Source organism: Enterobacter cloacae complex sp. 402C9, assembly GCF_050030745.1.
Taxonomy (GTDB): domain Bacteria; phylum Pseudomonadota; class Gammaproteobacteria; order Enterobacterales; family Enterobacteriaceae; genus Enterobacter; species Enterobacter intestinihominis.
In genome coordinates this window covers 1,603,066-1,621,353 of record NZ_JBLGUW010000001.1, presented here as the reverse complement: position 1 = coordinate 1,621,353, position 18,288 = coordinate 1,603,066, and the positions used below count along the sequence as shown (strand labels likewise).

16 protein-coding genes are annotated in these 18,288 nt (G+C 56.2%); 9 read left to right on the top strand and 7 right to left on the bottom strand.

The annotated features are described in order from the left end of the window. Positions 1–474 precede the first annotated feature (474 nt). The 5 genes from trxB (at position 475) to infA (ending at position 6,298) form a co-directional block, all read left to right on the top strand. Complete coding sequence (trxB, locus tag ACQG1K_RS07695; RefSeq protein ID WP_022647616.1) at positions 475–1,443, top strand: thioredoxin-disulfide reductase; 969 nt, start codon at positions 475–477, stop codon at positions 1,441–1,443. Positions 1,444–1,557: 114 nt separating this feature from the next. After that, positions 1,558–3,324: a heme ABC transporter permease/ATP-binding protein CydD gene (gene cydD, locus ACQG1K_RS07690; protein ID WP_022647615.1), complete on the top strand. Its 1,767-nt coding sequence runs from the start codon at positions 1,558–1,560 to the stop codon at positions 3,322–3,324. Further along, positions 3,324–5,045, top strand: a complete 1,722-nt coding sequence (gene cydC / locus ACQG1K_RS07685; RefSeq protein WP_367074710.1) for a heme ABC transporter ATP-binding protein/permease CydC — start codon at positions 3,324–3,326, stop codon at positions 5,043–5,045. Before cydD ends, cydC begins: the two co-directional genes overlap by 1 nt. A 45-nt stretch (positions 5,046–5,090) precedes the next feature. After that, positions 5,091–5,795, top strand: a complete 705-nt coding sequence (gene aat / locus ACQG1K_RS07680) for a leucyl/phenylalanyl-tRNA--protein transferase (RefSeq protein WP_069596401.1) — start codon at positions 5,091–5,093, stop codon at positions 5,793–5,795. A 284-nt stretch (positions 5,796–6,079) separates the two neighbouring features. After that, on the top strand, positions 6,080–6,298 hold the full coding sequence (infA, locus tag ACQG1K_RS07675) for a translation initiation factor IF-1 (RefSeq protein WP_002211347.1): 219 nt from the start codon (positions 6,080–6,082) through the stop codon (positions 6,296–6,298). A 71-nt stretch (positions 6,299–6,369) separates the two neighbouring features. Here the strand turns inward: infA and ACQG1K_RS07670 are convergent, their stop codons facing one another. The 3 genes from ACQG1K_RS07670 to clpS all read right to left on the bottom strand — a co-directional run bounded on the left by ACQG1K_RS07670 (position 6,370) and on the right by clpS (position 9,700). After that, positions 6,370–6,819 (bottom strand): hypothetical protein, encoded by a 450-nt coding sequence (locus ACQG1K_RS07670; protein WP_367074708.1) that lies wholly within the window; start codon positions 6,817–6,819, stop codon positions 6,370–6,372. A 253-nt stretch (positions 6,820–7,072) separates the two neighbouring features. Then, positions 7,073–9,352: an ATP-dependent Clp protease ATP-binding subunit ClpA gene (gene clpA, locus ACQG1K_RS07665; RefSeq protein WP_022647611.1), complete on the bottom strand. Its 2,280-nt coding sequence runs from the start codon at positions 9,350–9,352 to the stop codon at positions 7,073–7,075. A 27-nt stretch (positions 9,353–9,379) separates the two neighbouring features. Further along, a complete protein-coding gene (gene clpS / locus ACQG1K_RS07660) occupies positions 9,380–9,700 on the bottom strand; it encodes an ATP-dependent Clp protease adapter ClpS (RefSeq protein ID WP_006174393.1) in 321 nt (106 codons plus the stop codon). Positions 9,701–9,967: 267 nt separating this feature from the next. On the opposite strand from clpS, the gene cspD reads away from it, so the two are divergent. After that, entirely contained in the window at positions 9,968–10,189 is a 222-nt protein-coding gene (cspD, locus tag ACQG1K_RS07655) for a cold shock-like protein CspD (RefSeq protein ID WP_006174390.1), read from the top strand. 70 nt (positions 10,190–10,259) lie between these two features. Here the strand turns inward: cspD and macB are convergent, their stop codons facing one another. From macB to ACQG1K_RS07640, 3 genes are read right to left on the bottom strand one after another with little or no spacing between them, the layout of a single operon-like run. Next, entirely contained in the window at positions 10,260–12,200 is a 1,941-nt protein-coding gene (gene macB / locus ACQG1K_RS07650; RefSeq protein ID WP_367074705.1) for a macrolide ABC transporter ATP-binding protein/permease MacB, read from the bottom strand. Further along, positions 12,197–13,312 carry a macrolide transporter subunit MacA gene (gene macA, locus ACQG1K_RS07645; RefSeq protein ID WP_022647609.1) on the bottom strand — a complete coding sequence of 372 codons (1,116 nt, stop codon included), beginning with the start codon at positions 13,310–13,312 and terminating at the stop codon, positions 12,197–12,199. Before macA ends, macB begins: the two co-directional genes overlap by 4 nt. Beyond that, positions 13,309–13,482: a hypothetical protein gene (locus ACQG1K_RS07640; RefSeq protein WP_154817112.1), complete on the bottom strand. Its 174-nt coding sequence runs from the start codon at positions 13,480–13,482 to the stop codon at positions 13,309–13,311. Before ACQG1K_RS07640 ends, macA begins: the two co-directional genes overlap by 4 nt. Here ACQG1K_RS07640 and ACQG1K_RS07635 point away from each other — a divergent pair. Beyond that, positions 13,472–14,428, top strand: coding sequence for a VirK/YbjX family protein (locus ACQG1K_RS07635; RefSeq protein WP_367074703.1), 957 nt, complete (start codon positions 13,472–13,474; stop codon positions 14,426–14,428). The two genes, ACQG1K_RS07640 and ACQG1K_RS07635, sit on opposite strands and share 11 nt — an antisense overlap. Here ACQG1K_RS07635 and ACQG1K_RS07630 read toward each other — a convergent pair. Further along, positions 14,425–16,083: an ATP-dependent endonuclease gene (locus ACQG1K_RS07630; RefSeq protein WP_023299709.1), complete on the bottom strand. Its 1,659-nt coding sequence runs from the start codon at positions 16,081–16,083 to the stop codon at positions 14,425–14,427. The genes ACQG1K_RS07635 and ACQG1K_RS07630 overlap by 4 nt on opposite strands. A 291-nt stretch (positions 16,084–16,374) precedes the next feature. Between ACQG1K_RS07630 and aqpZ the strand changes: the two genes are divergently transcribed. Continuing rightward, positions 16,375–17,070 carry an aquaporin Z gene (aqpZ, locus tag ACQG1K_RS07625; RefSeq protein WP_026080729.1) on the top strand — a complete coding sequence of 232 codons (696 nt, stop codon included), beginning with the start codon at positions 16,375–16,377 and terminating at the stop codon, positions 17,068–17,070. A 177-nt stretch (positions 17,071–17,247) separates the two neighbouring features. Then, a complete protein-coding gene (locus ACQG1K_RS07620) occupies positions 17,248–18,147 on the top strand; it encodes a lysine exporter LysO family protein (RefSeq protein WP_367074700.1) in 900 nt (299 codons plus the stop codon). The last annotated feature ends 141 nt before the right edge of the window (positions 18,148–18,288 follow it).

The window sequence follows — 18,288 nt, the reverse complement described above, 5'->3', positions numbered from 1 at the left end:
CACCCGTTATTCATCACATCGCCTGGTTATGTATTAGACGCGATGTGGATTCGGGGTCTGCGGTAAGAAGACCGTTGCCCGAAAGCAGTCACAGACATCACGTATGGCGTCTGTCCACACCATGCGTAGATTTCACTGACCCGGTAAAAATGGCATTTACGTGCATGTCTATTCGGCATGCAGTTCATGCGTCTTTTTTTCTTCCTTGAATGTTTTCGCAAAAGCGCAGGGGATTGTCAAAGCAAAACATCGATTTTTAGTACAAGATGCCGGATATTCATTACGGGGGGGTATTAATCATCATTTTATTGCCTTATAAACGCGCGATTTTCAGTAGCAGACGTGATATGACCGTGTCTGATCCATAGGGCGTGACTATTGCATATATCGGAAGCAAAACTGTCGTGCTCTTTTTTTACGGCAACAAATTCCCTACAATCCAGCCCATTGCCTGCCAACAACAATGGGGATCTCATGGGCACGACCAAACACAGTAAGCTGCTAATCCTTGGTTCTGGACCTGCGGGATATACCGCAGCGGTCTATGCTGCACGCGCTAACCTGCAACCGGTACTGATTACCGGGATGGAAAAAGGCGGTCAGCTGACCACCACCACGGAAGTGGAAAACTGGCCGGGCGACCCGAACGACCTGACCGGGCCGCTGCTGATGGAGCGCATGCACGAGCATGCTGCTAAATTCGAAACCGAAATCCTGTTCGACCACATTAATAAAGTGGATTTGCAGAACCGTCCGTTCCGTCTGACCGGCGACAGCGGTGAATACACCTGCGATGCGCTGATCATCGCTACCGGTGCCTCTGCCCGTTATCTCGGTCTGCCGTCTGAAGAAGCATTCAAAGGGCGCGGCGTATCAGCCTGCGCGACCTGCGACGGTTTCTTCTATCGCAACCAGAAAGTTGCGGTGATCGGCGGCGGCAACACCGCTGTGGAAGAAGCGTTGTATCTGGCGAACATCGCCTCAGAAGTACACCTGATCCACCGTCGCGACACCTTCCGCGCCGAGAAGATCCTGATCAAACGCCTGATGGATAAAGTGGCGAGCGGCAACATTGTGCTGCATACCAACCGTACGCTGGAAGAAGTGACCGGCGATCAGATGGGTGTGGCGGGTCTGCGAATTCGTGATACGCAGAACACCGACACCGTCGAAACGCTGGAGGTGGCAGGCCTGTTTGTGGCAATCGGTCACAGCCCGAACACGGCCATTTTCGAAGGCCAACTTGAGCTGGAGAACGGCTACATCAAAGTGCAGTCTGGCATTCACGGCAATGCGACGCAGACCAGCATCCCAGGCGTCTTCGCGGCTGGCGACGTGATGGACCATATTTATCGTCAGGCGATCACCTCTGCGGGCACCGGCTGTATGGCCGCGCTGGACGCAGAACGCTATCTGGACGGACTGGCAGAACAAGGTAAATAATCTTTACAAGTCAGTAACAAACGTAAATAAAGGCGGCCACTGGTCGCCTTTATTTTTGCTCACGTGTAACATGCAGATGTCTAATTTCTTATAACGTCACCTGCAAAGTACGCAATGGAAAAAACCCGTCAACAAGAGTTAACGCGCTGGCTGAAACAGCAAAGCGTTCTGTCCCGCCGCTGGCTTATGATTTCCCGCGTTCTGGGATTTATCAGCGGTCTGTTGATTGTTGCCCAGGCATGGCTGCTGGCCCGCATTCTCAATCATATGATCATGGAGAGCATCCCGCGCGAAGCGCTGCTGCTGCCGTTTATCGTTCTGGTGCTGGTTTTCGTCCTGCGTGCGTGGGTGGTCTGGCTGCGCGAGCGGGTTGGGTTCCATGCCGGCCAGCACATCCGCTATGAGATCCGCCGCAAAGTGCTCGACCGGCTTTCGGAAGCCGGGCCTGCGTGGATCCAGGGCAAACCGGCCGGTAGCTGGGCGACGCTGATCCTTGAGCAAATCGACGATATGCACGATTACTATGCGCGTTATCTTCCACAGATGACGCTGGCAGTGTTTGTGCCTCTGATGATTGTTATCGCCATCTTCCCTGTTAACTGGGTAGCGGCTCTGATCCTGATGGGGACCGCCCCGCTCATCCCGCTGTTTATGGCGATGGTCGGCATGGGTGCGGCAGATGCTAACCGTCGCAACTTCCTTGCGCTGGGTCGGTTGAGCGGTCATTTCCTGGACCGTCTGCGCGGAATGGAAACCCTGCGGATCTTTGGTCGTGGTGAAGCGGAAACCGAAAACATTCGCCTGGCGTCGCAGGATTTTCGTCAGCGCACCATGGAAGTGTTGCGCATGGCCTTCCTTTCTTCCGGCGTGCTCGAGTTCTTTACCTCCCTGTCGATTGCGCTGGTGGCGGTTTACTTTGGCTTCTCCTACCTCGGCGCGCTGGACTTTGGCCACTACGGTACGGCGGTCACGCTTTCCGCCGGGTTCCTGGCGCTGATCCTGGCCCCGGAATTTTTCCAGCCGCTTCGCGATCTCGGCACCTTTTACCATGCCAAAGCGCAGGCGGTGGGTGCTGCCGACAGCCTGAAAACCTTTATGGAAACGCCGCTGGCACATCCGGAGCGTGGTGAGGTGACGCTGAATACGAACGATCCGGTGACCATTGAAGCACAGGATTTTTCTGTTCTGTCGCCTGAAGGCAAAGTGCTGGCCGGCCCGCTGAACTTTACCCTGCCTGCCGGGCAACGTGTGGTGCTGGTGGGTACCAGCGGCTCAGGTAAAAGCTCATTGTTGAATGCGCTGTCAGGTTTTATGGCGTACACCGGATCGCTGCGTATCAACAAAACGGAGCTGCGCGAGCTCGATCCTGATGCCTGGCGTAAACAGCTAAGCTGGGTGGGTCAAAACCCTCAGCTGCCTGCCCCGACGCTGCGCGAGAATGTGCTGCTGGCAAGGCCGGATGCACGTGACGATGAGCTGCAATCGGTCCTCGACCGCGCCTGGGTCAGCGAGTTTTTGCCGCTGCTTGCGCAGGGTGTCGATACCGTCATTGGCGATCAGTCTGCCGGGCTGTCAGTGGGCCAGGCACAGCGCGTCGCGGTTGCCCGTGCGCTGCTGAACCCCTGTTCGTTAATGCTGCTGGACGAACCCGCCGCCAGCCTGGACGCTCACAGCGAGCAGCGCGTGATGGATGCGCTTAACGCAGCCTCACGCCAGCAAACTACCCTGATGGTGACCCACCAGCTGGAAGGTATTGCCGACTGGGATCAGATCTGGGTGATGGAAAACGGACACATTGTTGAGCAAGGCGATTACGCCGCGCTTGTTGCCGCGCAGGGGCCCTTTGCGACCCTGCTGGCGAACCGTCAGGAGGATATCTGATGCGCGCCCTGCTTCCCTATCTTGCTTTGTATAAACGCCACAAATGGATGCTGACGCTCGGGATCGTACTGGCGATTATCACTCTGCTCGCCAGCATCGGCCTGCTTACGCTTTCTGGCTGGTTCCTCTCCGCGTCTGCGGCCGCAGGCTTTGCCGGGCTATACAGCTTTAACTACATGCTGCCTGCCGCCGGGGTGCGCGGCACGGCGATTACGCGAACTGCCGGGCGCTACTTCGAACGCCTGGTCAGCCACGACGCGACCTTCCGCGTGCTGCAACACCTGCGTATTTATACGTTCAGCAAATTGCTGCCCCTCTCCCCTGCCGGGCTGGCACGTTTTCGGCAGGGCGAATTACTCAACCGCGTAGTTGCGGATGTGGATACGCTGGATCACCTCTATCTGCGCGTCATCTCGCCCATGGTGGGCGCGTTTGTGGTGATTGTCGTGGTCACGCTGGGGTTGAGTTTCCTGGATGTTCCCATCGCACTGACGCTCGGCGGCATCATGCTGATGACGCTGATTATTCTGCCGCCCCTGTTTTATCGTGCAGGTAAAACCACCGGGGAAAACCTGACGCGTCTGCGCGGGGAATACCGCCAGCAGCTCACCTCCTGGTTGCAGGGTCAGGCCGAGCTCACCATTTTTGGTGCCAGCAAGCGCTACCGCACCCGTATGGAAAATACGGAACTGAACTGGCATGAAGCCCAGCGTCGCCAGTCTGAACTGACCGCGTTTTCTCAGGCGCTGATGATGTTAATCGGTGGGTTTGCCGTTATCGCCATGCTCTGGATGGCCTCCGGTGGCGTGGGCGGTAACCCGCAGCCTGGCCCGCTGATTGCGCTGTTTGTTTTCTGTGCCCTGGCAGCCTTCGAAGCCTTAGCCCCAGTCACCGGCGCCTTTCAGCATCTCGGCCAGGTGATTGCCTCTGCGCTGCGCATTACGGATATTGCAGAGCAGGAGCCGGAAGTGAAGTTCAGCGCGGGTCAAACCGCTGTGCCGGAGCAGGTCGCGCTGACGCTCAGCAACGTCACCTTCGCCTACGACAAGCAGGCGCAAAACGCGCTGGAAGACATCAGCCTTTCTGTTGATGCCGGGCAGCGCATTGCGATCCTTGGCCGTACGGGATGTGGCAAATCGACGCTTCTGCAACTCCTCACGCGCGCCTGGGACCCGCAGCAGGGCGAGATTCGGTTTAACGACCTTCCGCTGTCTGATTTTAGCGAAGCGGCCTTGCGTAAAACGGTCAGCGTCGTGCCCCAGCGTGTGCACCTGTTCAGCGCTACGCTGCGCGATAATCTTCTTCTGGCGGCACCGGACGCCTCTGACGATACGCTGCGGGCGATGCTGGAACAGGTTGGGCTGTACAAGCTGCTTGAGGACGACGGGTTGAACAGCTGGCTGGGTGAAGGGGGCCGACAGCTTTCCGGCGGCGAACTGCGTCGTCTGGCCATCGCGCGCGCCTTGCTGCACGATGCTCCGCTGATGTTGCTGGATGAACCGACAGAAGGTCTGGATGCGACAACCGAGAGTCAAATTCTTGATTTACTGACAAAGGTGATGAAAGGCAAAACCGTGCTGATGGTCACTCACCGCCTGCGCGGGCTGGTGAATTTCGATCGAATAATTGTGATGGACAACGGACACATAATTGAGCAAGGTAATCACGCAGAGCTGCTGGCAAAACAGGGTCGCTACTACCAGTTTAAACAGCGCCTGTAGACTATATTTGTAGCGTCCTCTCTCGCGTACTGGAGTTCTGTTGTCATGCGCCTGGTGCAGCTTTCTCGCCATAATATTGCGTTCCCTTCTCCGGAGGGGGCGCTGCGTGAACCTAACGGATTGCTGGCTTTGGGCGGCGATCTCAGCCCGGCGCGTCTCTTAATGGCTTACCAGCGCGGCATCTTCCCGTGGTTTTCTCCCGGCGACCCGATTTTATGGTGGTCTCCGGACCCGCGAGCCGTGCTGTGGCCCGGGCAGTTTCACCTGAGCCGCAGCATGAAGCGTTTTCACGCAAATTCGCCCTATCGCGTCACGCTCAATCACGCCTTCGGGCAGGTAATCGAAGGCTGCGCTGAAGATCGTCATGAAGGCACCTGGATAACCCGCGATATCATTATCGCCTACCACCAGCTTCATGAGCTGGGCTACGCGCACTCCATCGAAGTATGGAAAGAGGATAACCTCGTTGGGGGGATGTACGGGGTGGCGCAGGGCACGCTGTTCTGCGGTGAGTCGATGTTCTCCCGCGCCACGAATGCGTCGAAAACCGCGCTGCTGGTTTTTAGCCAGGAATTTGCCCAACGCGGCGGACAACTGATGGATTGTCAGGTGCTGAATGAGCACACCGCCTCGCTCGGCGCGGTTGAAATTTCCCGCCGACGCTATATCGAACATCTTGAACAGTGCCGACAGGAGACTCTTCCGCGCGATTTTTGGGTTCCCAGAATGCTCTTTATGCCCAATGCCTAAATGTTTTCCGCATATTTTTTATGAGGGTGTTATAATTACGCCGCAGAGTAGCTTCTGCCTGTTGCCCCGCCGCCGTTTGGGACCCTCGCTTCAGATAACGTCCTGACGTTTATCCTGTCGTATCCCCTTTACGAATGCGCTTTCCGTTCGGTTGTACCGTGACGCTTGGGCAATACGCTGAAATTGTTTTGCTGCGTTTTAAACGCGCAATTCTTTACTTAATTGATGAATTTCGGCATTATCTTGCCGGTTCAAAACTTGGTAGTGATACCCCAGAGGATTAGATGGCCAAAGAAGACAATATTGAAATGCAGGGTACCGTACTTGATACGTTGCCTAATACCATGTTTCGCGTAGAACTGGAAAACGGTCACGTGGTAACTGCGCACATCTCCGGTAAAATGCGCAAAAACTATATCCGCATTTTGACGGGCGACAAAGTGACTGTTGAACTGACCCCGTACGACCTGAGCAAAGGCCGCATTGTCTTCCGTAGTCGCTAATTGTTTTCGCCTGTAATGGCAGATGAATATTTAAAAGGTCGGGACAATCCCGGCCTTTTTTATTTATGGCCTTAGTGTGGCTGTGTCGGCAGATGTATTGTCATGCACGGGTTCATGGGTACGATTAAATCTTCAGCTATCGCGTGGGTAATGTCATGCAACAGTCCCGTCAGGTGCGGCAACATATCGCGGTCAAAATGCGAAACCAGCAGCACGTGGTTTAACGCCCGGCAGTAGTCACATTTCGTTTCTGTATCTTCCAGCAACCACTCTTTTTGTCGCGGCTTTTCCGCTTCGTCCTCAAATTCCACCACCTGAAAATCACGCATGGATTCTGTGAGGCCGTATTTTACCTCTTCCAGATAAGCTCCGAGACAGCGGCAAACGGGCTGCGTTTGTGGGAGAGATTTGCAGTCGAGAAGGATTTCGGTGAGCAGCTTGCAGCGCTCGGCCAGGGTTGGGAGATCGGGGTTGAGGGAGAGTTCGGTGTAGAGCTGGGCGAAGCTATTAATATTAGTCATATGTAATCCTTTATGCACGCAAGATTGTCTGTGCACACACTTTCAGGACGCCAATCCCGGCACCCGATTTTGCAGGTGCGACGCCATTTTATTACTGTAGATTTATCCAGCAACTGACTTCGAAAGAAACTGGAAAGCGCCTCGCAAAATTCCTCTGCGGCCTGATGCCCTCACCCCAGCCCTCTCCCACTGGGAGAGGGAGCAAACAAAAAAAACGGCAACCGAAGTTGCCGTTTTGCTTTTACCTTTCAACTCAGTGAGCCGCTTCCGGCTTGTGCTTCGCCGCACTCTGGAAATCGTACGTCAGCTCGTTCTTCGCCTGATCCAGCGCCACGGTCACCTGGCCGCCGTCCACCAGCGAGCCAAACAGCAGCTCGTTCGCCAGCGGTTTCTTCAGGTTGTCCTGAATCACGCGCGCCATCGGACGGGCACCCATCGCACGGTCGTAGCCTTTCTCGGCCAGCCAGTTGCGGGCCTCCTGGCTCACTTCCAGCGACACGCCTTTCTGATCCAGCTGAACCTGCAGCTCGACGATGAACTTATCCACCACCTGATGGATCACCTCGGTAGACAGGTGATCGAACCAGATAATGTTGTCCAGACGGTTACGGAACTCCGGCGTGAAGATCTTCTTGATCTCCTCCATCGCATCGGTGCTGTTATCCTGATGGATCAGGCCGATGGATTTGCGCTCGGTTTCACGTACCCCGGCGTTGGTGGTCATCACCAGCACCACGTTGCGGAAATCGGCCTTGCGCCCGTTGTTATCGGTCAGCGTCCCGTTGTCCATCACCTGCAACAGGATGTTGAACACGTCCGGGTGCGCTTTCTCGATTTCATCGAGCAGCAGGACCGCGTGCGGATGCTTGATCACCGCGTCGGTGAGTAGGCCGCCCTGGTCAAAGCCCACGTAGCCCGGAGGCGCACCAATCAAACGGCTGACGGTGTGACGCTCCATATACTCGGACATATCAAAGCGCAACAGCTCAATGCCCAGCGCTTTGGAGAGCTGCACCGTTACCTCGGTTTTACCCACACCGGTCGGGCCGGCGAACAGGAAGGAACCGACAGGCTTGTGGTCATGCCCCAGGCCAGCACGGGCCATCTTAATCGCTTCGGTTAAGGCCTCAATGGCTTTATCCTGACCAAAGACCAGCATTTTCAGGCGATTGCCGAGGGTGCGCAGCGTATCACGGTCGCTCTGAGAGACGCTCTTCTCAGGGATACGTGCGATACGGGCCACCACGGACTCGATATCCGCTACGTTCACGGTTTTCTTACGCTTGCTCGCTGGCATCAGGCGCGCACGCGCACCCGCTTCATCAATCACGTCGATCGCTTTATCCGGCAGATGACGATCGTTGATGTATTTCACCGCCAGCTCCACCGCCGCACGCACCGCTTTCGCGGTGTAACGCACGTCATGGTGCGCTTCGTACTTGGTTTTCAGGCCGTTGATGATCTGCACCGTTTCGTCAACCGACGGCTCGGTTACGTCGATTTTCTGGAAACGACGCGCCAGCGCACGATCCTTCTCAAAGATGTTGCTGAACTCCTGGTACGTCGTAGAGCCCATCACGCGGATCTTGCCGCTGGAGAGCAGCGGTTTGATCAGGTTGGCGGCATCTACCTGACCACCGGAAGCCGCGCCTGCGCCGATGATGGTGTGGATCTCATCGATAAACAGGATGCTGTTGGTGTCCTGCTCCAGCTGTTTTAACAGCGCTTTGAAACGTTTTTCAAAATCACCGCGGTATTTGGTGCCCGCCAGCAGCGAGCCGATATCCAGCGAGTAGATGGTGCAGTCGGCAATCACTTCCGGCACGTCACCCTGCACAATGCGCCAGGCCAGACCTTCGGCAATCGCGGTTTTACCCACGCCAGATTCCCCCACCAGCAGCGGGTTATTCTTACGGCGACGGCACAGCACCTGGATGGCACGCTCCAGCTCTTTGTCGCGGCCAATCAGCGGGTCGATACCGCCAACGCGAGCAAGCTGGTTAAGGTTGGTGGTGAAGTTTTCCATACGATCCTCCCCGCCTGCTTGCTCTTCATTGCTGTTGATCTGTCCGCTGGGATCCGATGCCTGGTTAGGCTCGTCTTTCCGCGTTCCGTGAGAGATGAAGTTGACCACGTCGAGCCGGCTGACTTCGTGTTTACGCAGCAGGTAGGCCGCCTGGGACTCCTGCTCACTGAAGATGGCGACCAGCACATTGGCGCCCGTCACTTCGCTACGTCCGGAAGACTGGACGTGGAAAACCGCGCGCTGCAGCACGCGCTGGAAGCTGAGCGTCGGCTGTGTGTCGCGCTCTTCTTCACTGGCTGGCAGCACCGGTGTGGTTTGTTCGATGAAGGCTTCGAGTTCCTGACGTAGCGCCACCAGATCCACGGAGCAGGCTTCCAGCGCTTCGCGGGCAGATGGGTTGCTAAGCAGTGCGAGCAGCAAATGCTCGACGGTCATAAACTCATGTCGGTGCTCACGCGCTCTGGCGAAAGCCATATTTAAACTGAGTTCCAGTTCTTGATTGAGCATAGGCACCTCCCCCAATTTTATGCCTTATCAGGCCTTTTCCAGCGTACACAGCAACGGATGCTCGTTCTCCCTTGCATAGTCGTTCACCATCGCTACTTTGGTTTCCGCAACTTCGGCAGTAAAGATGCCGCAGATCGCTTTGCCACGATAATGAACGGTAAGCATCAGTTGCGTTGCACGTTCAACATCATAAGAAAAGAACTTTTGTAGCACGTCAATAACAAATTCCATCGGCGTGTAATCATCGTTCATTAACATAACTTTATACATAGATGGCGGTTTTAGCGCGTCGCGCACTTTATCTTCCGCCAGCTGGTCAAAATCCAGCCAATCGTTGGTCTTACCCATTACGCATAACCACTTTGAATCTACCTCAGATGTTAGATAACAATCATCTATTACTGTCATCCGCGATGTCTGTCACAAACTGTTGCAATAGCGTTAACTGCCTCAAATTTTGGTTGATTATTGTCCCAACTCCAGCGCCAAACGCTTGACGGCTTCTTCCGTTTCTCTAAATTGTACAAGCGTGAGTTGGCGAGGTTTTGAACAGCCCCCACTCCACCACCGGTTCATTCCATCTTAATTTATAAGATTTACGAAGGATGTCGAAGCATGGAAATGGGTACTGTTAAGTGGTTCAACAACGCCAAGGGGTTTGGCTTCATTTGCCCCGAAGGCGGCGGCGAGGATATCTTCGCTCACTATTCCACCATTCAGATGGATGGTTACAGGACGCTCAAAGCCGGGCAGTCCGTCCGGTTCGATGTACACCAGGGGCCAAAAGGCAATCATGCCAGTCTGATCGTCCCCGTTGAAGCAGAAGCGGTTGCATAGCTCTCTGATTCATTGTGTACACCCTGCAGGCAAAATGCCAGCCCGATCGGCTGGCATTTTTATTTTCGGGTTATTCGCGCGCCAGCGCATCCACCGGATCCAGCCGCGCCGCGTTTCGCGCCGGTAGCCAGCCGAACAGAATTCCGGTGAAGGTGGAACATAAAAACGCCGTCAGGATCGCCATCGGCGAGAAGCCAATCTCCCAGCCCGGTAAGACGAGCTGGAGCGCAAAGGCGATCATCATCGAGAGCGCAATCCCCATCGCACCGCCCACCAGACACACCAGCACCGCTTCAATCAAAAATTGCTGCAGCACGTCGCTGGCTCTGGCTCCGACCGCCATGCGGATGCCGATCTCCCGCGTACGTTCGGTCACCGACACCAGCATAATGTTCATCACCCCTATCCCGCCGACGACCAGCGAAATCACCGCCACCAGCGTCAGGAACAGCTGAAGAGTACGTGTGGTCTTTTCCGCCGTTTTCAAGAGGCCATCCATATTCCAGGTGAAGAAATCCTTTTTCCCGTGGCGCAGGGTTAACAGCCGCTCCAGCTGCTGTTCCGCCAGCCCGCTGTCGTAGCCCTCCTTCACTCGAACGGTAATAGAGTTAAGCCATGACTGCCCCATGATGCGCCCGGAAATGGTGGTGTACGGCAGCCAGACGCGCAGGATTTTACTGCTGCCGAACATCGACTGCTTCTCTTCCGCCACGCCGATCACCGTCGCTGGCATGTTGCCTACGAGGATCACTTCCCCCACCACATTGGTCTTATTCGGGAACAGCTGCCTGCGGGAGTTAGCGTCTAACACCACCACCTGCGCCCTGCCCGCCAGCTGTTCAGCGTTGAAGGTCGCCCCTTCGCTGAAGGTCATGCCGTAGACGTTGAAGTAATCTCCGCTGACGCCGTTAGCGCTGGCCGCCACGTCGATGTTGCCGTAGCGCAGACGCAGGTTTTGCGAGACGGCAGGCGTGGCGGAGTTCACCCACGGCTGCTTCTGAATAGCCGCCAGATCGTCATACTTCAGCGCCTGCTGATACTGCGGCTCGTCGTCGCCAAAATCTTTGCCGGGGTAAACGTCGATGGTGTTAGTCCCGATGGCGCGAATATCTGCCAGCACCAGCTGTTTCGCCGCATCGCCCACCACCACAATCGACACCACTGAGGCAATACCAATAATGATGCCAAGCATGGTCAGCAGAGTGCGCATTTTGTTGGCCGCCATCGCCAGCCAGGCCATGGTCAGCGCCTCGCGGAAACCGCTGGAAAACTGGCCCCAGCCAGTTGCGGCCGGCAGCGCCTCTTTCGCCGCCGCCGCTCTGGACTGACCTGGCGGCGGGTTGCTGACCAGCTCGCCGTCGTGGATCTCGATAATGCGTTCCGCCTGCGCTGCCACCTGCGGATCGTGGGTGACGATAATCACCGTATGCCCCTGATCGCGAAGCTGATGCAGGATCGCCATCACCTCTTCACCGGAATGGCTGTCGAGCGCACCGGTTGGCTCATCGGCGAGGATCACCTGCCCACCGTTCATCAGCGCGCGGGCAATACTCACGCGTTGCTGCTGACCGCCGGAAAGCTGCGAAGGCTGATAATCAACACGCTCCGCCAGCCCAAGACGCGTTAATAGCGCCTTCGCGCGTTCGAGGCGTTTTTTGCGCTCGACGCCCGCATACACCGCCGGCACTTCCACATTCTGCGCCGCGCTCAGGTGTGAAAGCAGATGGTAACGCTGGAAGATAAAGCCAAAATGCTCGCGACGCAGCTTCGCCAGCGCGTCGCCGTCCAGGGTGGAAACATCCGTCCCGGCCACGCGATAGGTGCCGCTGGTAGGCTTATCCAGACAGCCGAGAATGTTCATCAGCGTTGATTTACCCGAGCCCGATGCCCCGACAATCGCCACCATTTCACCGGCTTCAACGCGCAGGGAGATGCCTTTCAGCACCTCCACCGGCCCGTCGCCGGACGGATAGCTGCGACGAATGTCATTCAGCTCAAGCAGCGCCGTCATTGCGCGGCTCCAGGCAGGCTTTCGCTGGTGACCACTTCCTCACCCTCTTCCAGCCCTTTTACCACCACCACGTCGGTGTCGTTACGTGCGCCAATCACCACTTCCCGCTCGCGGGTTTCACCGTTGCGCAGCACTTTCACCTTGTAGCGATTGTCCCCGGCGGATTCGCCCAGCGCGGAGAGCGGAACCGTCAGCACGTTTTTCACGCCGGTCAGCTGGATATGCACCTGAGCGGTCATGTCCAGACGCAGCACGCCCTGCGGGTTAGGCACCTCAAAACGCGCATAGTAGAAGATGGCGTCGTTGACCTTCTCCGGCGTCGGCAGGATATCTTTCAGCACCCCTTCATAGCGGGTTTGCGGATCGCCCAGCACCGTAAACCAGGCTTTCTGCCCCGGCTTAAGGTGAATGACGTCCGCTTCAGATACCTGGGCTTTCACCAGCATGGTGCTCATATCCGCCAGGGTCAGGATGTTCGGCGCCTGCTGCGCGGCGATGACCGTCTGGCCTTGCAGGGTGGTTATCTGCGTCACTTCCCCGGCCATTGGCGCAACGATTTGCGTGTAATCGAGGTTGGTTTTCGCCGTATCCAGCGAGGCCTGATTCCGCTTGATTTGCGCATCGATGGTGCCAATCTGCGCCTGCTTCACCGCCAGCTCCGTGGCGGCTGTGTCCAGATCCTGTTTCGAGATGGCCTGCGTTTTCGCCAGCGCCTGCTGGCGCGACAGGGTGACCTGAGCGAGATTACGCTCCGCCTGAGCCTGAGCGCGCTGCGCGCGCAACTCCATCAGCGTCGCTTCCACTTCGCGGATCTGGTTTTGCGCCTGCTCAGGATCGATCACGCCAAGCAACTGGCCTTTTTTAACCTTATCGCCAATCTCAACCGACAGGGTTTTAAGCTGACCGCTGACCTGCGCGCCCACGTCAACCTTACGCAGGGCATCCAGCTTCCCCGTCGCCAGCACGTTTTGTTGCAGCTCGCCCGGACGAACAATCAGCGTTTGATACTGTGGTACCGGCGCGTTCAGTACCTTCCATAACCAGAATCCGCCTGCTAACACCACTACCGCCAGCAGCAGAAACAGCTTTCTGCGTTTTCCCTTCAGGTTCATAAATATTCCAAATAATTGTTCTGGCTATCATCACCGTTGATTTTATCTAAACCACTCCTCAACGAAACCCCCGATCCCCGTAATCGTCGGGAATTGTTTACCCGATGTTGATAAAGCGCCTGCTGAAATAGCGAAATTCCACCAGAAGCAGGATCTAACATGTCTTCCATCGTCGATACACCTTATTCAACGCTGTCCCAGCCTAAATCGGGCTGGCAACTGTTTAAAAGCCTGGCATCGGGTTCCCTCACGCCGGGGCTGGCGTGGCAAAATCCGGCCTATCGACGTAAGTTTATGTTGCGCTCGCTGGCAACGCCGTTCACCACTGCGCGCCTGCTCGGAAACCTTGCAAAACAGCCCCGTCTGATGCAGATCCTGCGCGTGCAGCCCGGCCTGCCGTGCCGCCTGCACCGACCGTGGCTGACCGTCAATATGGGCCGTCAGACTACGCTGGACGCATTGGACAATCACTATCAGATGATGAGCCGCCATCTTCCGGCGTCACTGCTGAACGGCTACCTTTCCAGCCAGGGCATCACGCTGGTGACGTTAACGGGCAAAGAGGAGCAGCAGTTTAGCGTTCGCCTGAGCGCGGATGCGTTTCTGGACAAAGAAGGGGAAGCGACCCTCACTTTTTGTGACCACCAGAACACGGTGCTGGCCGAGCTGACCTTTACGCTGTGCAAATACCAGGGCAAGTCAACGCTCTTCATCGGCGGAATGCAGGGGGCGAAAGCGCATGTCCCGCACGAGCACATTCAGCTGGCGACCAAAGCCTGTCACGGACTGTTCCCAAAACGTCTGCTGGTTGAAGCGGTCATGACGCTGGCAGGCGCCTTCCGCGTCGAGCAGATCCTCGCGGTGAGTAACGCCACCCACATCTACCGCAGCTGGCGCTATCGCAAGAAAAAAGAGGGAAAATTGCTGGCTGACTATGACAGCTTCTGGCGCTCCCTTGGCGGACAGCAGCAGGAGAACGGCAACTTTGCCCTGCCACTGACCATGCCACGCAAACCGATGGAAGAGATTGCGAGTAAAAAACGGTCCGAGTACCGCCGCCGCTATATCCTGCTTGATAGCCTGCACCAACAGGTATCGCAGGCGACTGCCCGTTAATCGGCTCTCCCGCGTGCCAGCCAGAGGACGCGGGAGAACATTTTACGCAGCAGCGTGGGCACCGACTCCACGCCCCGCCTGCCCGCTTCCGTCGCGACTTCAATGGCCAAATCCGGTTTTGACGACCGATGGATAGCTTTGGCGATCACCCGACGCATATTCATGGGCACATCCACCGGGATCATCGCCACGCGGTGAAAGACGTCGTCAAATCCCTGGCGGTACATAAAGTGCTCCATGTCCATCGCGGGCAGCGTGGTCAGATGTTCCCGCTCCTCTTCACGATCGTTATTGAGCAGGCTGCGCACGGTCGCCGCATATTTTTTACCCGCCTCATCGCCATCCACCAGCACGTGCCACTCTATCCCCATCCGGCGCGCAAATTTGATCAGCGGCTTTAAGCCAGACTGAGCAAATTCGATCACTTTGATGCCTTCGGCATCAAAGTGGTGTCCGCACTGGCGAGCCAGCTCGTTTATCACCCAGGTTTCGGTTTCCCCTTCCACCAGCAACCAGCAGCGGGCAAACAGGGAAGAGGCACGGTTAAAACGGATATGAAACGCAATGCGTCGGCCATCTTCGGCATTTAACCCGCCGGGCCCGAGCCGGTAGGCGGTGACCCGCGAGGATTCACGCACCAGGCGGCAGACATACTCCACCGGCGTCAGGGAGAGCAGCTCGCCGGAATTCGTGGTGGTGACACGCTGCAACGGCAGCAGATTAAGAAGATGCCACGCCACGGAAAGCATAATCGGGTGCAGCCGCGTTTCCGGATCTTCCACCAGCAGCAGAGGGCGCGCGTCCCGATCCAGGCGCACCGTCCCTTTCGCCTGTAAAAGCGTGGAGAATAATCCCAGCAGGATCACCCGATGCGTGCGCCCGCTGGGGCGGTCGATCATGCGGTTGATAATATCGAGATAGCGCCAGCTTCGTTGCTCGTCGTGCGAGCGGCGGCGCATCAGGCGGTGGCGCGCCTGCCCCGTTCCCTGCTCGGAGAAGTAGTGCTCCAGCAGTTGGACCATGGCAGACAGTCCCTGACGGATCTGGCCGTCGGTGAGATTCTGCGGCCGCGAGACCAGTTCACGGGCGAGGAAATCCAGCTCGCGGGCGGTTACTTCCACCTCGGGCATATTCGGTACGGTGCCGTTACGGATCCGCCGCATAAAGCGCGCGTCTCGTAAGCGCAACACGGGGGAGAGGCGGATAAGATGGCGGGCAAGCTCGTCAATATTATCGAGCGGGATCGGATTCCCCTTCTCATCAAGAAATTCACGCAGGGTTAATACCCCGTCGTTTTGCGCCATTTCGCCCTCAAGGCGATAGAAAATACGCTGGAACCCATCTTCACAGGGCACCCAGCAGGGCGACATAGGGCGAAAACGACGCACGCGATGGCGACCGGGCTCGGATTCGCGGAAGGTCAGAATGATATGCAGGTGTTTCTCGCGCCCGTTGACATCCCCCGGCGGAAACCAGAAGTCATCATGGACGAAGTGGTACAAGTTCTCTTCGGGCGAAAGCAGCAGCGTCAGGGCATCCAGCAGGCTGGATTTACCCCAGGCGTTTTCGCCTATCAGGACGTTGTTCTGTTCCAGTTGCAGCGACAGGCGGTTAATCCCGCGAAACCCGACAATCTCCACACGTTCGAGTAGCATACATCCCCCGCATTTCGGCCACTTTTTCCTTCAAGTTATCAGCAGTATAGCGGCAGGCTGTAGGTCACGACAGCAGAATATACGCCCCCTTAATTATTGGGCTATGCTCTAATTACCTCCGTTCTGAACAAGGATTGACATCACATTGCCTTAAATCAAATTTAGTGAATTTATTTGAGTGGCGAAGGGATGTTGATGGTTTCAAAATACTGGCTCTTTGAGTCGTCATCCCTTTATGGCGATATAACCCGCGCGCAGGAATGGGCGCGGACGTTTATTATTGAGGTGGTTATGTTCAGAAAATTAGCGGCAGAATGCTTTGGTACATTCTGGCTGGTGTTTGGTGGCTGCGGTAGCGCAGTACTGGCAGCCGCATTTCCGGAATTAGGTATTGGATTTGTCGGCGTCGCGCTGGCATTCGGTTTAACCGTATTAACCATGGCATTCGCCGTGGGGCATATTTCCGGCGGTCATTTCAACCCGGCCGTCACGTTAGGTTTATGGGCGGGCGGACGTTTCCCGGCGAAAGATATTATTGGCTATATTATTGCCCAGGTTATTGGCGGTATTATTGCCGCGGCGGTGTTGTACGTCATTGCCAGCGGGAAAGCCGGGTTTGACGCCGCGGCCAGCGGATTTGCGTCAAACGGCTTCGGCGAACACTCTCCAGGCGGCTACTCAATGCTGTCTGCTATCGTGATTGAAATTGTGCTCACCGCAGGTTTCCTGTTGGTGATCCACGGCGCAACGGACAAATACGCGCCTGCGGGCTTTGCCCCCATTGCTATTGGTCTGGCGCTGACGCTTATCCACCTGATCTCCATCCCGGTGACCAATACCTCCGTTAACCCGGCACGTAGCACCGCGGTGGCTATTTTCCAGGGCGGCTGGGCGCTTGAACAGCTGTGGCTGTTCTGGGTGATGCCAATTATTGGCGGTATTCTGGGCGGCGTGCTGTATCGCACCCTGCTGGAAAAACGCGATTAATTAAGTGCGGCCTGTAATGTCGGGTGGCGCTAAAGCTTACCCGACCTACGTGAGTGTGCACTTTGTAGGCCGGGTAAGGCGCAGCCGCCACCCGGCTTTCTTTTGCCGCTTTACTGTACAGCCTTTATTGGGTAGTGTCTCTGGCGCTTAAATGATACTCAAAAGGACCGGCTGTTCATGTTCTCAGGACTCCTCATCATTCTTCTGCCCCTGATTGTGGGCTACCTTATTCCGCTGCGTCATGAATCGGCCTTAAAGCTTATTAATCGTTTTCTCAGCTGGATTGTTTACGTCATTCTGTTCTTTATGGGGATCAGCCTGGCCTTCCTGGATAATCTGGCGACGAACTTGCTTTCCATCCTGCATTATTCTGCGGTTACGGTAGTGGTTATTCTGCTGTGCAATATTGCCGCGCTGTTCTGGCTGGAACGCACTATTCCCTGGAAAAATCACTACCATCAGGAAAAGCTTCCCTCCCGAATTGCGATGGCGCTGGAATCATTAAAGCTGTGCGGCGTGGTGGTGCTCGGTTTTTTACTGGGGCTAACCGGATGGGCTTTTTTACAGCACGCTACGGAAGCCAGCGAATATACGCTGATTTTCCTGCTCTTCCTGATCGGTATTCAGTTGCGAAATAATGGCATGACGCTGAAACAAATTGTCCTTAACCGCCGGGGCATGATGGTTGCCGTTATCGTTGTGGCCAGCTCAATGGCGGGGGGAGTGATTAACGCCTTTATTCTCGATCTTCCGCTGAAAACCAGCCTGGCGATGGCATCCGGTTTTGGCTGGTATTCGCTCTCCGGTATTCTGCTGACCGAATCGTTTGGTCCGGTGATCGGCAGCGCCGCCTTCTTTAACGATCTGGCGCGCGAGCTGATAGCCATCATGCTGATCCCCGGCCTGGTACGCCGCAGCCGCTCTACCGCGCTGGGCCTGTGCGGGGCCACCTCAATGGACTTTACCCTGCCGGTGTTACAGCGCTCGGGAGGGCTTGAGATGGTCCCTGCCGCTATTGTACACGGCTTTATTCTGAGCCTGCTGGTCCCCATCCTGATGGCGTTCTTCTCAGCCTGATACTGCTTTGGCGGTAGTGAACCTGCCGCTAAAATTGCGCTAAATCAATAACCCTCCACTTAGTATAAGAAAGCACTTTTCTCCGTTGTGGCACAGGCATAACCTTAAACATGTATCTAAAATATAACTTTAACAGGTGTG

Bases quoted from the DNA above. Each gene is read 5' to 3' on its own strand.
- clpS (WP_006174393.1), bottom strand. From the start codon at position 9,700: ATGGGTAAGACCAACGATTGGCTGGATTTTGACCAGCTGGCGGAAGAT.
- aqpZ (WP_026080729.1), top strand. From the start codon at position 16,375: ATGTTCAGAAAATTAGCGGCAGAATGCTTTGGTACATTCTGGCTGGTG.
- infA (WP_002211347.1), top strand. From the start codon at position 6,080: ATGGCCAAAGAAGACAATATTGAAATGCAGGGTACCGTACTTGATACG.
- cydC (WP_367074710.1), top strand. From the start codon at position 3,324: ATGCGCGCCCTGCTTCCCTATCTTGCTTTGTATAAACGCCACAAATGG.
- ACQG1K_RS07670 (WP_367074708.1), bottom strand. From the start codon at position 6,819: ATGACTAATATTAATAGCTTCGCCCAGCTCTACACCGAACTCTCCCTC.
- ACQG1K_RS07620 (WP_367074700.1), top strand. From the start codon at position 17,248: ATGTTCTCAGGACTCCTCATCATTCTTCTGCCCCTGATTGTGGGCTAC.
- aat (WP_069596401.1), top strand. From the start codon at position 5,091: ATGCGCCTGGTGCAGCTTTCTCGCCATAATATTGCGTTCCCTTCTCCG.
- cspD (WP_006174390.1), top strand. From the start codon at position 9,968: ATGGAAATGGGTACTGTTAAGTGGTTCAACAACGCCAAGGGGTTTGGC.
- ACQG1K_RS07640 (WP_154817112.1), bottom strand. From the start codon at position 13,482: ATGGAAGACATGTTAGATCCTGCTTCTGGTGGAATTTCGCTATTTCAG.
- cydD (WP_022647615.1), top strand. From the start codon at position 1,558: ATGGAAAAAACCCGTCAACAAGAGTTAACGCGCTGGCTGAAACAGCAA.
- macA (WP_022647609.1), bottom strand. From the start codon at position 13,312: ATGAACCTGAAGGGAAAACGCAGAAAGCTGTTTCTGCTGCTGGCGGTA.
- ACQG1K_RS07635 (WP_367074703.1), top strand. From the start codon at position 13,472: ATGTCTTCCATCGTCGATACACCTTATTCAACGCTGTCCCAGCCTAAA.
- clpA (WP_022647611.1), bottom strand. From the start codon at position 9,352: ATGCTCAATCAAGAACTGGAACTCAGTTTAAATATGGCTTTCGCCAGA.
- macB (WP_367074705.1), bottom strand. From the start codon at position 12,200: ATGACGGCGCTGCTTGAGCTGAATGACATTCGTCGCAGCTATCCGTCC.
- ACQG1K_RS07630 (WP_023299709.1), bottom strand. From the start codon at position 16,083: ATGCTACTCGAACGTGTGGAGATTGTCGGGTTTCGCGGGATTAACCGC.
- trxB (WP_022647616.1), top strand. From the start codon at position 475: ATGGGCACGACCAAACACAGTAAGCTGCTAATCCTTGGTTCTGGACCT.